At 34.7% G+C, this 13,699-nt stretch carries 16 protein-coding genes and 1 pseudogene; 8 read left to right on the top strand and 9 right to left on the bottom strand.

Translation table 11 applies throughout. The annotated features are described in order from the left end of the window. Window positions 1-341: 341 nt before the first annotated feature. Window positions 342-1,145 carry a helix-turn-helix transcriptional regulator gene (locus NST77_RS12505; protein ID WP_341123033.1) on the bottom strand — a complete coding sequence of 268 codons (804 nt, stop codon included), beginning with the start codon at window positions 1,143-1,145 and terminating at the stop codon, window positions 342-344. A 133-nt stretch (window positions 1,146-1,278) separates the two neighbouring features. Here NST77_RS12505 and NST77_RS12510 point away from each other — a divergent pair, with 133 nt between their 5' ends. Genes NST77_RS12510 through NST77_RS12520 form a run of 3 tightly spaced genes read left to right on the top strand, consistent with a single transcriptional unit; the run spans window position 1,279 to window position 4,357 of the window. Beyond that, window positions 1,279-2,439: a Gfo/Idh/MocA family protein gene (locus NST77_RS12510; protein ID WP_095334335.1), complete on the top strand. Its 1,161-nt coding sequence runs from the start codon at window positions 1,279-1,281 to the stop codon at window positions 2,437-2,439. Between the two features lie 25 nt (window positions 2,440-2,464). Continuing rightward, window positions 2,465-3,202: a ThuA domain-containing protein gene (locus NST77_RS12515; protein ID WP_163188141.1), complete on the top strand. Its 738-nt coding sequence runs from the start codon at window positions 2,465-2,467 to the stop codon at window positions 3,200-3,202. A gap of 51 nt (window positions 3,203-3,253) precedes the next feature. Next, complete coding sequence (locus NST77_RS12520) at window positions 3,254-4,357, top strand: Gfo/Idh/MocA family protein (RefSeq protein WP_123258023.1); 1,104 nt, start codon at window positions 3,254-3,256, stop codon at window positions 4,355-4,357. Window positions 4,358-4,483: 126 nt separating this feature from the next. On the opposite strand, the gene NST77_RS12525 is transcribed toward NST77_RS12520, so the two are convergent. Together NST77_RS12525 and NST77_RS12530 are read right to left on the bottom strand one after the other, a co-directional pair. Then, on the bottom strand, window positions 4,484-4,681 hold the full coding sequence (locus NST77_RS12525) for a hypothetical protein (RefSeq protein WP_095334337.1): 198 nt from the start codon (window positions 4,679-4,681) through the stop codon (window positions 4,484-4,486). Window positions 4,682-4,741: 60 nt separating this feature from the next. Continuing rightward, on the bottom strand, window positions 4,742-5,272 hold the full coding sequence (locus NST77_RS12530; RefSeq protein WP_341123035.1) for a MerR family transcriptional regulator: 531 nt from the start codon (window positions 5,270-5,272) through the stop codon (window positions 4,742-4,744). Between the two features lie 470 nt (window positions 5,273-5,742). Here NST77_RS12530 and NST77_RS12535 point away from each other — a divergent pair, with 470 nt between their 5' ends. After that, window positions 5,743-5,997 (top strand): hypothetical protein, encoded by a 255-nt coding sequence (locus NST77_RS12535; RefSeq protein ID WP_095322344.1) that lies wholly within the window; start codon window positions 5,743-5,745, stop codon window positions 5,995-5,997. A gap of 217 nt (window positions 5,998-6,214) precedes the next feature. Here NST77_RS12535 and NST77_RS12540 read toward each other — a convergent pair whose 3' ends face one another. Both NST77_RS12540 and NST77_RS12545 read right to left on the bottom strand, forming a co-directional pair. Further along, window positions 6,215-6,382 carry a hypothetical protein gene (locus NST77_RS12540; RefSeq protein ID WP_164464127.1) on the bottom strand — a complete coding sequence of 56 codons (168 nt, stop codon included), beginning with the start codon at window positions 6,380-6,382 and terminating at the stop codon, window positions 6,215-6,217. A 585-nt stretch (window positions 6,383-6,967) separates the two neighbouring features. After that, the gene (locus NST77_RS12545) at window positions 6,968-7,156 is read right to left on the bottom strand and encodes a hypothetical protein (protein WP_123258024.1); all 189 of its coding nucleotides are present in this window, start codon (window positions 7,154-7,156) and stop codon (window positions 6,968-6,970) included. A gap of 483 nt (window positions 7,157-7,639) precedes the next feature. On the opposite strand from NST77_RS12545, the gene NST77_RS12550 reads away from it, so the two are divergent. From NST77_RS12550 to NST77_RS12560, 3 genes are read left to right on the top strand one after another with little or no spacing between them, the layout of a single operon-like run. Continuing rightward, window positions 7,640-7,780: a YrzI family small protein gene (locus tag NST77_RS12550; RefSeq protein WP_095258117.1), complete on the top strand. Its 141-nt coding sequence runs from the start codon at window positions 7,640-7,642 to the stop codon at window positions 7,778-7,780. Window positions 7,781-7,806: 26 nt separating this feature from the next. Then, complete coding sequence (locus NST77_RS12555; protein WP_095258116.1) at window positions 7,807-7,959, top strand: YrzI family small protein; 153 nt, start codon at window positions 7,807-7,809, stop codon at window positions 7,957-7,959. Window positions 7,960-7,981: 22 nt separating this feature from the next. Further along, on the top strand, window positions 7,982-8,119 hold the full coding sequence (locus NST77_RS12560) for a YrzI family small protein (protein WP_082138421.1): 138 nt from the start codon (window positions 7,982-7,984) through the stop codon (window positions 8,117-8,119). A 202-nt stretch (window positions 8,120-8,321) separates the two neighbouring features. Here NST77_RS12560 and NST77_RS12565 read toward each other — a convergent pair whose 3' ends face one another. Continuing rightward, a complete protein-coding gene (locus tag NST77_RS12565) occupies window positions 8,322-10,253 on the bottom strand; it encodes a fructose-1,6-bisphosphatase (RefSeq protein WP_095334342.1) in 1,932 nt (643 codons plus the stop codon). Between the two features lie 348 nt (window positions 10,254-10,601). Between NST77_RS12565 and NST77_RS12570 the strand changes: the two are divergent. Beyond that, window positions 10,602-10,949, top strand: a pseudogene (locus tag NST77_RS12570) (sigma-70 family RNA polymerase sigma factor); the annotation flags it as partial. 248 nt (window positions 10,950-11,197) lie between these two features. On the opposite strand, the gene NST77_RS12575 reads toward NST77_RS12570, so the two are convergent. The 3 genes from NST77_RS12575 to cysK form a co-directional block, all read right to left on the bottom strand. After that, entirely contained in the window at window positions 11,198-11,437 is a 240-nt protein-coding gene (locus NST77_RS12575) for a YrhC family protein (protein ID WP_095331731.1), read from the bottom strand. A gap of 186 nt (window positions 11,438-11,623) precedes the next feature. After that, window positions 11,624-12,757 carry a bifunctional cystathionine gamma-lyase/homocysteine desulfhydrase gene (locus NST77_RS12580; RefSeq protein ID WP_341123037.1) on the bottom strand — a complete coding sequence of 378 codons (1,134 nt, stop codon included), beginning with the start codon at window positions 12,755-12,757 and terminating at the stop codon, window positions 11,624-11,626. Next, complete coding sequence (gene cysK / locus NST77_RS12585; protein ID WP_341123038.1) at window positions 12,758-13,681, bottom strand: cysteine synthase A; 924 nt, start codon at window positions 13,679-13,681, stop codon at window positions 12,758-12,760. Between the last annotated feature and the right edge of the window lie 18 nt (window positions 13,682-13,699).

Below are 13,699 nucleotides of genomic sequence, written 5' to 3' on the forward strand. Positions count from 1 at the left end.
ACTTATTCTCTCTGTTATAATTATCGTTGTAATTGTTTCGAGTTTTTTAAAGTAATAGATTAAATAACAGAAGAACCATGCTGTCATAATTTCTATGCAAAGGAAATAAACTTAGTGGATGCTGCGAGCTTCTTTTTTATTGTCCTTTATTCCCTTCTATTTAGCCGAATGGAAAGACTATTCTTCCTCTTCATCAACCATTTAAAAGAAAGACTGTCCGCCAAGTGGACAGTCCTATTCCAAGTCCATTTACTTAAGCAAATCAAAACTCCTTGTGGTGGATGCTAAAATTCGATGCATACAAATTAAGAAGTCCCATTCCCTAAACTTCGATTTAAAAATCAAATAGTAAGAAAAGGATCCAGATCACTAAACGGCCGAGGGTGCCTTTCTCGATACTCCTTTGGTGTACATTGTTTTATCTTTAGAAAGTTTCGATTAAATGAACGTATACTTTCATAACCACATAAAAAAGCTATCTCTGAGATATTTTTCTCTGAATAGATTAAAAGATAGGATGCATGATTCACTCTTGTTCCGTTTAAAAAATCAACAAAAGACATATTAACATTATTATTAAAATATTTCGATAAGTAATTATAATTGTACCCTAAGTTACTAGCGATACTTTTTAAAGAAATTGCTTCGGTAAAATGATTCTGGATATAAGTTAATAATTTATGTAATAATTCTTGATCTTGCTTTTCTCCTTGAATTAAGCTTGTTTGTTCCATTAGCTCAGATAATAACAGATAAAGAGATGCTTTTTGTTCAAGAAGATTTGCATTATCGTTAAAAAGCGCCTTAGTGAACAGGGTATTGGCTGCCAATGATAGGTTAAAAATCGGATTTTTCAGGGAACTATTTTCTATCATCTTATAAAAAGTGGGGACATATTCAGGCGAAAAGACACAAATATTAGCACGAGAATGAGATTTTGTAACAAATGAATGAATTTCATAAGGCAATATTAATAAAAATTGTCCAGCCCTCACATGATAATTTTTTTGACTAATAATAACTTCCATTTCTCCCTCAAGGAGGAATAATACTTCAAAGCAACGGTGCAGATGACTTGGAAAGTTTAAATCAACCGTTTGATAGTTTGCTATTAAATTAAAATGGTGTGCTTCATATATTAACATACGAAAAAACCATCCTTTAGTGAATACTAAATTTTGTCTAGGATTATATAAGTTTTTACTTGTTGTGTCAAACCTATTGATGATAGATTTATTGGTAACATCGTTATTTTATTATATGAAAAGGAGACACGCTATGGAAAAACTTCGAATTGGAATGGTCGGCTATAAATTTATGGGTAAAGCACACAGTCATGCTTATCGGGATCTTCCACTCTTTTTCCCAAATACTGTTCATCCTGAAATGAAGGTTATTTGTGGGCGAGATCAAAATGGTGTGACAGTTGCAGCCAAACAATTTGGCTGGGAGGAATATACAACCGACTGGAAGAGCCTCCTAGAACGAGATGACATTGATTTAATCGATATAAACGCACCTAGTAATGTACATAAAGAAATTACTATTGCCGCTGCTAAGGCCGGCAAGCATGTTTTTTGCGAAAAACCGTTAGCGCTTACATTGGAAGACTCACGTGAAATGCTTGATTTAGTGGAAGCTGCTGGTATTAAACATATGGTTGGATTTAACTATCGCTTTGCCCCTGCTGTTATGCTCGCTAAGAAACTTATAGAAGAAGGACGTCTTGGAGAGATCTATCATTTCCGAGCTTGGTATTTACAGGATTGGCTTGTAGATCCCAATTTTCCTCTAGCCTGGAGACTTCAAAAGGAAATCGCTGGTTCCGGTTCTCATGGAGACCTTGGGGCGCATCTTATAGATCTGTCTCACTTTTTAATCGGAGATATTACAGAGGTTATTGGTATGAATGAGACCTTTATAAAAGAACGACCAATTCCTTCACAGATGATGGGCTTATCAGCAAAAGGTAGTGATAGTGATAAAAAAGGTAAAGTAACTGTTGATGACGCGACACTGTTCTTGGCTCGTTTTGCGAACGGTGCTTTAGGAAGCTTTGAAGCAACTCGCTTTGCTACAGGGCATCGCAGTACCAATTCCTTTGAAATCAATGGAAGTAAAGGTAGCGTTATCTTCGATTTTGAGCGTATGAATGAGCTACAAGTGTATTTTACAGATGATAAGGATGATGTGCAAGGATTTCGACGCGTATTAGCAACTGACCCTTCGCACGCCTTTGCTGAAAATTGGTGGCCGCCAGGGCATACAATTGGCTATGAGCATACGTTTATTCACGAGATGGTTGAACTTATGGAAGCCTTCCAGCAAGATCGACAGCCTGTTCCGAACTTTCGTGATGGTGTAAAGTGCCAGGAAGTCTTAGAAGCCGTTGATGTATCCATTAAAAATCGTCAATGGATACGAATTTCTGACGTTTAAAAAAGTTAAGGGAGCTGCTTATACTATGAAAAAAAATGCATTAATCGTTTGGGGTGGCTGGGATGGTCATCAGCCTGAACAGATAGCAGAAATTTTTAAAAGAATCCTCGAAGAAGAGAACTTCCAAGTAAAAGTATCTAATTCATTAGACTCCTACGCAGACAAAGAAAAATTAAAAAGCTTAGATCTAATTGTTCCCCACTGGACAATGGGAGAAATTGAAAAAAAGTATATCTTAAATATTTCTGAAGCAGTTGCTTCTGGTGTTGGTCTAGCTGGATGCCATGGGGGAATGTGTGATTCCTTTCGTAATAATGTTGACTGGCAATTTATGACTGGCGGTAATTGGGTTGCCCATCCTGGAAATGATGGTGTGGAGTACATGGTCAACATAAAACATACTTCTAGTCCACTATTAGAAGGGCTCTCGGATTTTAAAGTTACCAGTGAGCAATATTACCTTCATTACGATCCAGCTGTTGAAGTGCTAGCTACCACCCGCTTCCCAGTTATTCATGGACCACACTCTGCTAATAAAGCGGTAGATATGCCTGTAGTTTGGACCAAACGCTGGGGCTTTGGAAATGTGTTTTATAATTCATTAGGGCATCAAGCTAATATCGTTGCTATGCCAGAAGTTTCACTCATTATGCGCCGCGGATTTCTATGGGCAGCTGAAGGAAAAAAACGTATCGAAAATGTAGACACAGCTTCTAGTTATGAAAACGTACGTAACTATACAGGTATGGGGGACAGTCAATAAGGAAGGATACAGCAAATACTATCAGAAACATAATGAAGCGGAGGATCTCTTATGAGGAAACTTAAAATTGGCATCATTGGTTGTGGAAATATTAGTTCCGTTTATATGGAAAACTGCCCGAAGCTTCCTTATCTCGAGCTGGTGGCTTGTGCAGATTTAGATACAGGGCGTGCCCGTACTCAAGCCAAAAAATTTGGTATACCATTGGCTTATTCCGTTGCAGAATTACTCTCGGATCCAGAGATAGAACTAGTGATAAACTTAACGATTCCTAAAGCACATGCTTCCGTAACCATTCAGGCATTAGAGGCCGGTAAGCATGTCTATACAGAAAAGCCACTTGCTGTGACACGCGAGGAAGGACAACTAATTTTAGAAGCCGCTAAAAAGCATAATCTGCTCGTTGGTAGTGCGCCAGATACCTTCTTAGGTGCTGGTATTCAAACTGCTGTTAATCTGATTGAACAAGGAGAAATAGGAGTACCAATTGGTGCATCTGCCTTTATGATTGGCCGTGGTCATGAGCATTGGCACCCAGACCCTGCCTTTTATTATGATACTGGCGGGGGTCCTATGTTTGATATGGGACCTTACTACTTAACAGCATTAGTGGCTCTATTAGGACCGATTAAACGAATTTCTGGTTCCACTCGCATTAGTTACCCAGAAAGAACGATACTTAGTACACCAAAAGCGGGCACGAAATTGAAAGTATCAATACCTACGCATATTTCAGGAGTGATTGATTTCGCTTCAGGTGTAATTGGAAGCATTACGACGAGCTTCGATGCTTTCGGAGGTACATCGTTACCTCCTATTGAAGTCTATGGAAGTGAAGGTACATTACTTGTTCCTGACCCTAACACCTTCAGCGGTCCTGTGAAAATAAGAAAACGTGATGAAAAAGAATTTAAAGAAGTTCCTCTTACTTATGGATATACCCAAAACAATAGAGGTCTAGGCGTTGCTGACATGGCTAGAGCGATTATCGAAGGTGGAAAATATCGCGCAAATAGTGATTTAGCGTATCACGTTTTAGAGGCGATGTATGGCTTCCATGATTCATCAGATAATGGTCAGCATTATCTGATGAAAAGTACGTGCGACCGCCCAAAATCCTTGCCCTTAGAGGGACAGGAAAAGGAATTCGATTAGAAACACAAGCAAAATAAAAATATCTTTCCCTGTACTTCGAGCTTTTATCGAAGTGCAGGGTTAAAATTAAAGACTAAACAATAAATTGCCTTTATCCCCTTGCTGGAGAAAATTTGATGAACGTAATCAATTACTATTATCTTGCCGATTAAGATATACCTTACTGCGAATCAATTCATCCATAGCCTTTCCTATAAACATCTCTTCTTCTTTGTTAAAAGCACTAGGAAATAAGTAAGGATTTGGCTCCTCAAAAGAACCTTCATTATTTTCGAGCTGTTTTCTCGCTACATCATCTAATAGTGGTTCTACTTTAGGTTTCATAACAGATACCAACTCTTCAATGTGTGCAAGAACGTTAGTATCATTAGGTGCCTTTCCTTCTTAAATAAATCGTTTCATTTTACCAGTCCATGTGGCCATTTCCTTTTCTAATTCAAGTTGCACAGTAAGCGAGTGTAGCTTATTATGCACCGAATCGGACGAATGTTCACTAATCCAACGATTTCGAGCTTCCTCATTTTTCAAAGCATGAATGAGTACAAGCAACGAATCGTGATTGACGGGTTCGGGTCCGGAAACGATACTTTGAACGCGGGTAATGGCTTGTAAAACCGTTTCAATCTGTTTTCGCTTTTCTTCCAGCATCTGTGCATAATTGACCAGTGTCATTGCTAAATTTTGCTCCGGTTGCTTAAGATATACCGAAATTTCTCCAAGTGACAAATCCAAAAACTTTAGTAATAATATTTTTTGAAGCTGAGCGATGGAATTGTTGTTATAGATCCGATGTTCATGTTCTGTGTATCCAGAAGGTTTCAATAGCTCCATCTGATCATAGTGACGCAGTGTTCGTTCAGTGACTCCAGTTAGCTTTGCAAATTCTCCAATAGAGTAATTTTTCTCTATTGACATTTGTTATCACTCCCTTTCATATTGAACTTTAACACTTGACGTTACGTCAAAAGCAAGGACTTTTTTCAATTTTACTTTTATTATAGGAAACTTAAATTAATGATTGTCTGTTCATCACCAAATCTGATACATTAGCTGCTGGTAATTACAAAATCCAACTAGTTTTTTATAATACATTGCAACTTTCTTCGAATTTATCATTATTCTTGTTTTTTTCATTAAAAATAGTTAACATACCTTGTCATCCCCCTAACATCATTTCTTTTAACTTAGGCTTAAATTCTAATGCATGAGACACAGCATAAATTTCTGGTAATAAGACTAATCACCATGACCAACCATTGATTTCAGTTTACTTTAAAATAATAAAAAACATAATAAAAAAGATACCAAATAGTAAATCTTCTAATTGCCAAACTTCACCAAATCACTTACAATAAAAGGTATAAATGACCATATTTGGAGGTATTATGAAAACAAAACAATTTACAATAGGTTATAATTGGGTTGTAACAATCCACGAAGAATATTCCTTATTCAAAGATTTAGCCAATGAATTTAAATACTCAGTTGTTGACTCAGATAATGAAACAATTACTATCTTTACAGTTTCTAATTCTCATGTAGATTTTGAACACACATCTTATAATCTACATCCTGTAGTTGGTTTCGATGACCAACGTACCATTGAAATCAAACATAAACCTTATGAAGAAGAAGAATAAGGCATTGTGCCTTATTTTTTTTGATTAAAAAAGACCTCACCAATTAAGGTGAAGGTTTTCTACGATTTTTAATTTTAGTCAAAATAAATATTAGATATTTCTCTTTAACAGTCCAGGTAACATAATCAATCCAAATAAATGGAACTATTTACCATAATGATCACCCTGCAAAATGCTGCATCTACAACAATAATGCCAGTAAAAAGGAAAGCCTTCATTACTTTTGGATTAATTTTATTAAATGATGAGCAGAGATTGCGGATACCGGTATAACAATAAGCCCAATAATTATAATAGTAAATAAATCAGCTGTCGGACTTAATGGAATCCATCTATTGAACACATAACCTACTAATTTCACATACACTACAAAAAAAACTATCATTATAAAATAAAAAATTATACTATTTTTATATCTGTTCATTTCCAATTCTCTCCCTTTTTGTATTTTATTATCCTCATATTAACTCTAAGTATGAAATATTTCTTTAATTTTTTGATTTAATAAAGAAAAAATGCCCATTCCAAAGAACAGGGATGTGTGAGGTAATCATATTGTATAACATATCCATTCAGATCATTTTATAGCATTTTGTCTTCAGGATAGTCTAAATTCCAGTTTTTCTTAGAAGGCTTAACCTCTTTTAAACTTAGCAAGAGTAGTATTAAGTGCTTTAGCAATTTTTGTGGCTTTATCCCTCTTTTTAACGATATAAGTTTTAGAAGATTCATTCTTAATAATAATAGTTCCACATTAAAAGATTTATTTATAGTCTCACTGTCTACAATAACTAATTCTTCAATTACCCTTTTCACAATTTAACGTTTGTGATTAAAAGTCATTCTAACTAAAAATTTTTGAGGTATTATTTTTTTGAATTATCTTTTACTATTTTTAACCATAGTTAAAAACATAATGATGATAAAAATAATTGTAAATACAAATTATGTTAAACAATTTATTATCCCTCTAACTATATTCAATCGCTATTTTGAATGAATATCTAAAAGAACCAAAGGTTTGTTGACTTTTATAATTTTCTGTATCAAATTGGATTCGAAAGGGAAAAGCAACGAATTGAAAATTACTTTCCTTTTCCATGTTTGGCAGTTTTAAATCAAGTAACTTCCTTGATTTTGGAGAAATACTGCTTGGCAATCGGATACCTCTTCAAGTTTTGCACACTAAGATTTTCCCCTGGTGCATGTATATGTGTACATCAATGAAATAACATTATTCCTTCCATTTGAACAGCAGACTGGAATAACAAAAACCCTAAAAAACCGTGTGGAATATCCATTTTTTCAAAAAAAGGTTTACAAGATTGGCATTCGAGGATATAATTACCAATGTGAGAACAAAAAAAATCGAAGGAGGTTGAATAAAATGATCAGAATTTTACCAGAATTAAACAATGTAGTACTAATTGAATATTTAACGTACACGAATTCAACCGCTTCGGAATGGGATTATTTATCTTAGTTTTCATTTAACTAAAATTATCCAACCGCAGGGTAGTCGTGTCCTGCGGTTTTATTATGCCCTTTTTAAGCCGCAGATCAGTCTATTTGCGGTTTTTTTGTGCACTCACGAGAAAAAAATTCCATTTATGGAAAAATTTAAACTAGGAGTGAAAGAAAAATGACATTAAATCTAATTTTTTTAACAGTTACGTTTAAGAAAAAGCAATATACAAATGCTGAATTTTTACAAGAAATTGAAATGGAAAAGAGAATAGAAGAAAATCGCAGAAAACTCCATGAAATGGGCTATAGGTTGTAAAACATTCACATATAGGAGGTGAAGACATGACCTTAAATATTTTCTTTATTACCATAACTATAAATAGGAAAAGACCGACGGAAGAAGAACAGAATCATTTACAGGAGATCGAGCAAATATTCGAAGAAACGAAAACAAAGCAAATTCGTTCTGGATATTTTTCAAATTTCCATTACTAATAATAAATAGGAGGTATTAACTATGATAATAAATATGCTGTTTTTTACCATTACCGTTCATCCCAAAAAGATGACAGCCGAAGAAATTACTCATCAGCAAATGATTGAAGAAATCATGGAAGAAAATAGAAGAAAACAATATTCAATCATACGTTTCTAAAAAAATAGAAAAAAATAAAAATTAAGGAGAGGTGGATAAAAATGTTTTTAATTATTTTACAGAGTCGACAATCAATCTTATGGGCGGATAAAGACACAGACTAACGTAGGGAAAGAGATATAATGTAGCAAGCCACCAAGCATGAAGAAATAAGAAAAGAACAAACAGTGGGAAACAGTAAGCCACACTGCTTGTTCTTTTCTTATTTTTTTAGATAGCGATATTCTAATAATCGATTTAAATCATTCATTTGCTCAAGTAACTTTTGCCCTACATTTGTTTCAAGTACCTTTTTCCGTTTTAATTCTCTGTCTACTACTCTTTTTACCGATAAGACATCGGTGCCATTTTCTAACACATCTTCTTTTGAAGTAAAGCGCTTATGGGCAACCAATTGCATGCCATAGGAATTATATAATAAGGTATAGCCGGCAATTCCTGTTTTAGATTGATAGGCTTTGGAAAATCCGCCATCTATCACAATCATTTTTCCATTCGCTTTAATTGGATTTTCTCCATTAATTTCTGCAACAGGTGTATGACCATTTATAATATGCCCCTGATCAGGGTTTAAATTAAATTCCTCCAAAATATGGCGGCAGACCTCTTCGTTTTCCCGTAAGGAGTAGTAAGGATTCTTTTTTTCTTTATGTGTTTCCTTTTCTTTAATAAAATAACGTTCAAATGTAGTCATATCTTTTTTGCCAAATAACGAGGAATTTTCCCCAGTCCATAAATACCAAACTAAATCTGTTGCAAAGTCATCAGTTATTTCAGGATGATTAAAGCTATAACGTAAATAATATTCAAATAGATCAAATAATTCTTTTCCTCGATAATCTTTTCCGTCTATACGCATCGATTTCATTGATCCATCTTCATTTAATGGAATACAACCATGGATTAATAAATTGCTATTATATCTTAAATATAAACTCCCCTTATTTATAAGAAAATGAATATGTTTTGCTAGTTTCTCAGAATGTTGAATCGAAAAAAGCAGTTTATTAATAACTTGCTCTTCTTCTTCTAAAAGGAGAGATGGATCTTTCGGATCAATTGTATTAAAACAGGTATTTTCAAGCGAATAAATTTTACCGTTTAAATCTATGGTATTATGCTCATAATCAATTTTTTCTAGAAGCAGGCGGTGGTGCATTTGAAAATCAGGTCGCCTTTTAATAATAGGTATTTCAAGTTTAAATTGAATAATAGAAATAGCTTGGTGAATTTTTGTGATTTGTAAAATATTTTCGTCTGTATTTTCTTTGGCATTCATTTTTGGACGAAAAGCTTTGTTATCTTTATAATATTTATTTGCTAAGTTTAAGAGTGGACGTAAATTTATCCCATAAGCATCCTCAATAATATCTAAATTATCATATCTTGCACATATCCGAATAATATTAGCAAGACAGACTTTAGATCCTGCATATGCACCAATCCATAGAACATCGTGATTACCCCACTGGATATCCACGGAATGATAATCCATTAATGTATCGATAATTTTATCAGGATAAGGCCCCCGGTCGTATATATCGCCAACAACATGCAAATGGTCGACAACCAGTCTTTGAATAGTATAGGAAAGTCCGATAATTAGTTTATTAGCTTGTCCTAGTGAAATTATTCTGTTAATGATGCTTGAATAATAATCTGTTTTATTATTTAATTCATTTTTTTCATATAATAATTCTTCAATAATATAAACAAACTGTTGTGGTAATGCTTTACGAACTTTGGAATTGGTATACTTGGAGGATGCATAAGAAACTAAGCGAATCATTCTTTCAATGGTATCTGCATACCATTTATCTAGTTCTTTCGTATGTATAAATGAATTCACTATTCTTTTCAATTTCTCTTCTGGATAATAAACCAAAGTGGCGAATTCATCGATTTCAGCACTTAAAAGCTCATCTTTAAATAAATCGCGAATTTTTTCTTTCACATTTCCTGAACCATTTCTTAATACATGTTGAAAAGCATGAAACTCACCATGCAAATCGCTGACAAAATGCTCCGTTCCCTTAGGAAGATTTAATATTGCGTCCAGATTGATGATTTCTGTTACTACTTTTTCTTCCGAATCATACTTTTCTGTAAGCAAATCTAAATATTTCGTATCCATTTGGTCCACCTCCGAGTAATAGAAAAAAGTTATTAATATATGTATTATACAAGGTAATAAAAAGAATTTAATAAGATTTTAATAATAAATGGAAAATAAAACGTAGCCTCGTAGCAAACTGGGAGATTCTTCTATGTTCAGCCTGTGAACTACTAGCAGCAAATCGAACCTTTACAGCTCTTTTTTATCGTAGAAAGGTATTTCCTGACACTACCCACAATATGCAGACAATAAACCAAAATAAAATATATTTTCCAAAGTTTATTGTCGGTTGGACATGCAAAACCTACTCTCTTTTCACATAGTAATGAAGTATAGGCAAATGTCCTTGAATGTGGAGGTGGAAAAATGTCTGGAATCTTATTGTCAATTGGAGCTTTACTCAAAGAATTAGTTTTTCTTGTGTCCTATGTAAAGAATAATGCATTTCCCCAACCATTATCAGCGAGTGATGAAAAAAAATATTTACGATTGATGGCTGAAGGAGATTCGCATGCAAGAAATATGTTAATAGAGCATAATTTACGCTTAGTTGCTCATATTGTAAAAAAATTCGAAAATACAGGTGAAGATTCAGAGGATCTAATTTCGATTGGAACCATTGGACTAATAAAAGGGATAGAAAGCTTTTCTGAAGGAAAAGGAACAAAATTAGCTACTTATGCTGCCCGATGTATTGAGAATGAAATCCTTATTACAATAGGGTAGAGCGGCTCGTAATTAAATAAAAAAGAGTAATCCCAAGTCTCTTTTCTTTGATCAGCAATCACTCTGTTACCTTCTCCCTCTTCCTTTCAAGCGCAGATCGTGATAACAACAAACATCATAAAGCAATCTTTAAACAAATAAAAAACCCAAACAATTATACGAAGTTTCCACACTTCCTATAAGTTCGGGTGTTGCTTTAGCTGGCATCTCATTGTCTAACATCCTATTCCTCTCCATCACGATTCTTTCCATTCATCCAAAAGTTTTTTTAATTTCTTCGCTTTGGCAAAGAATAAAATCGAAACACTTAAGAAGACAATCGAAGTAATAAGCATGCCCTCATTATAACCTGTTACCTTATCCATTTTAGGAATAATTACTCCTATATAAAAAAATGCTCCAACAGCTAGCAAAACGGTGCCAAATTGCTGATAATCAGATATCTTATCTGTTAAAATTTTTATCTTTTTCTCCATTTCTTCCCCTACTTTCTACTAAACTATATAATTACCATAACATAGGAATAGTAGATTAAGCTTTATGAAATCAATAGCTAAATTGCGATATTATGGAAAAAAAAATTATTGCGCTTCATCACGATTCATCCATAAAAAAAAGAGATTTACAAATAGGTTTCCTATCCGTAAATCTCTTGTCGATCATTATTGTAATGCCTGTTTTAGATCTTCCACTAAATCTTCTATATCTTCTAATCCAACAGAAATTCTTACAAGACCATCTGTTATCCCTAGCTCTGCTCTTCTTTCAGGCGGAATGGAGGCATGTGTCATTCTTGCTGGAACAGAGATTAGACTTTCTACAGCTCCTAAACTTTCTGCAAGTGTAAAATATTTCACTTTATTTAAAAGCTTATCAGCATTCTCTGCACTTCCCACATCAAAACTTACCATTCCTCCAAAGCCATGTGCTTGTTTCTTGCTAATTTCATGGTTTGGATGTGTAGGCAGTCCTGGATAATATATTTTTGCAATGGCTGGATGTTTTTCTAGAAAACTAACGATTTGCCTTGTGTTGCTTTCATGCTCTTCCATTCGAATTCCTAGTGTTTTCATCCCTCTTATTAATAGCCAAGAACCATGTGGTCCTAACACTCCACCAGTTGAATTTTGCACAAAATGAAGCTCTTCTCCTAATTTTTCGTCCTTTACAACAACAAGCCCGGATACCACATCACTATGACCACCAAGATACTTTGTGGCACTATGAAGGACAATATCTGCTCCCAATGTTAATGGCGTTTGCCAATAAGGAGTAGAAAAAGTATTATCAACAATCGTTAATAATCCCTTTTCTTTTGCAATCCGTGAAACGGCTTCAATATCTGTGATTTTTAATAATGGATTTGTTGGTGTTTCAATATACAAAGCTACTGTATTTTCTTTTATAGCCTCTTGGATATTGTTAATATCACTTGTATCGATAAAGGTTGCCTCTATTCCAAACTTATTCAGAACCTTTGTCATCACACGGAAGGTTCCCCCATATACATCGTCTGTTAAGAGGATATGGTCCCCCTTCTTAAATAGCATCATAACCGCAGTGATTGCTGCCATACCAGAACTAAATGCAAAGCCTCTTTTCCCTTCTTCTAAATCCTTGATAAGCTCTTCTAATGCATGGCGAGTAGGGTTTCCAGTTCTAGAGTATTCAAAGCCTTTATGATTGCCAATACCGTCTTGTTTATAAGTGCTTACTTGATAAATCGGAACGTTCACTGCTCCTGTATGCAGGTCTCCAGGAATTCCACCATGTATTAATTTTGTTTTTCTTTTCATTTAAATCCCTCCATCAAATATTTTTTTGCTCATATAACGATCACTAGAGTCTGGAAAAACCACAACGATATTACTGCCACTTTCTGCTTTCTGCGCTTCCTGTACAGCGGCATATAAAGCGGCTCCAGAGGAACTTCCTACAAGCAAACCTTCTTTTTGAGCTGCAAGCTTCACATACTCAAATGCATCTGCATCAGAAACGGTAGAAATTTGATCAAAATAGCTGGTATCCATATAGGCTGGGATGAACTCCATCCCAATTCCTTCCGTTTTATGTGGTCCACTTTTCCCACCATTTAAAATAGAGCCTTCTGGTTCTACTACTACCGCTTTGACAGCTGGATTTTGTTCTTTTAAATAGCGGGCTGTTCCCATAAAAGTACCACCTGTTCCAGCACCAGCAACAAATACGTCAACCTGATAATTTAATTGCTCCCATATTTCTGGCCCCAGTGTTTTATAATAAGTATTTGGATTTGCTTCATTTTCAAATTGTCCTGGTACATAAGCATTAGGAATGTTCCGCTGCAATTCTTTCGCTTTTTCAATTGCCCCTTGCATGCCTAAGGAAGTAGGCGTATGAATTATCTCCGCCCCTAATGCCTTCATAATTTCCTGCTTTTCGATACTAAATTTTTCCGGCACACAAACTATTACCTTTATTCCTGTATTTAATGCGGCAAGAGCTAACCCAATACCTGTATTACCTGCCGTAGGCTCAATAATGGTTCCACCTTTAGTAAGCTTTCCACTTTTTAACGCTTCTTGAATTAATTCATAACCCAGTCTATCTTTTATGCTTCCACCTGGATTACAATATTCTAATTTCGCATATAAATGAACATTTTTAGGTAATGAAAAATGAGTCAATTCAAGCATTGGTGTATGACCTATTAACTCATGCACATTTCGATAAACATTCAAACTCCACACCACCCACTT

The sequence above is a fragment of the Niallia sp. FSL W8-0177 genome (genome assembly GCF_038006285.1).
Lineage (GTDB): Bacteria > Bacillota > Bacilli > Bacillales > Cytobacillaceae > Niallia > Niallia circulans_A.

What these genes read in the sequence shown, in the direction of transcription:
- NST77_RS12510 (WP_095334335.1), top strand. Translation starts at nt 1,279, where the DNA reads ATGGAAAAACTTCGAATTGGAATGGTCGGCTATAAATTTATGGGTAAA.
- NST77_RS12505 (WP_341123033.1), bottom strand. Translation starts at nt 1,145, where the DNA reads ATGTTAATATATGAAGCACACCATTTTAATTTAATAGCAAACTATCAA.
- NST77_RS12575 (WP_095331731.1), bottom strand. Translation starts at nt 11,437, where the DNA reads ATGGAGAAAAAGATAAAAATTTTAACAGATAAGATATCTGATTATCAG.
- NST77_RS12515 (WP_163188141.1), top strand. Translation starts at nt 2,465, where the DNA reads ATGAAAAAAAATGCATTAATCGTTTGGGGTGGCTGGGATGGTCATCAG.
- NST77_RS12540 (WP_164464127.1), bottom strand. Translation starts at nt 6,382, where the DNA reads ATGATAGTTTTTTTTGTAGTGTATGTGAAATTAGTAGGTTATGTGTTC.
- NST77_RS12525 (WP_095334337.1), bottom strand. Translation starts at nt 4,681, where the DNA reads ATGAAACCTAAAGTAGAACCACTATTAGATGATGTAGCGAGAAAACAG.
- NST77_RS12565 (WP_095334342.1), bottom strand. Translation starts at nt 10,253, where the DNA reads ATGGATACGAAATATTTAGATTTGCTTACAGAAAAGTATGATTCGGAA.
- NST77_RS12530 (WP_341123035.1), bottom strand. Translation starts at nt 5,272, where the DNA reads ATGTCAATAGAGAAAAATTACTCTATTGGAGAATTTGCAAAGCTAACT.
- NST77_RS12580 (WP_341123037.1), bottom strand. Translation starts at nt 12,757, where the DNA reads ATGAAAAGAAAAACAAAATTAATACATGGTGGAATTCCTGGAGACCTG.
- NST77_RS12560 (WP_082138421.1), top strand. Translation starts at nt 7,982, where the DNA reads ATGATAATAAATATGCTGTTTTTTACCATTACCGTTCATCCCAAAAAG.
- NST77_RS12520 (WP_123258023.1), top strand. Translation starts at nt 3,254, where the DNA reads ATGAGGAAACTTAAAATTGGCATCATTGGTTGTGGAAATATTAGTTCC.
- NST77_RS12535 (WP_095322344.1), top strand. Translation starts at nt 5,743, where the DNA reads ATGAAAACAAAACAATTTACAATAGGTTATAATTGGGTTGTAACAATC.
- NST77_RS12555 (WP_095258116.1), top strand. Translation starts at nt 7,807, where the DNA reads ATGACCTTAAATATTTTCTTTATTACCATAACTATAAATAGGAAAAGA.
- NST77_RS12550 (WP_095258117.1), top strand. Translation starts at nt 7,640, where the DNA reads ATGACATTAAATCTAATTTTTTTAACAGTTACGTTTAAGAAAAAGCAA.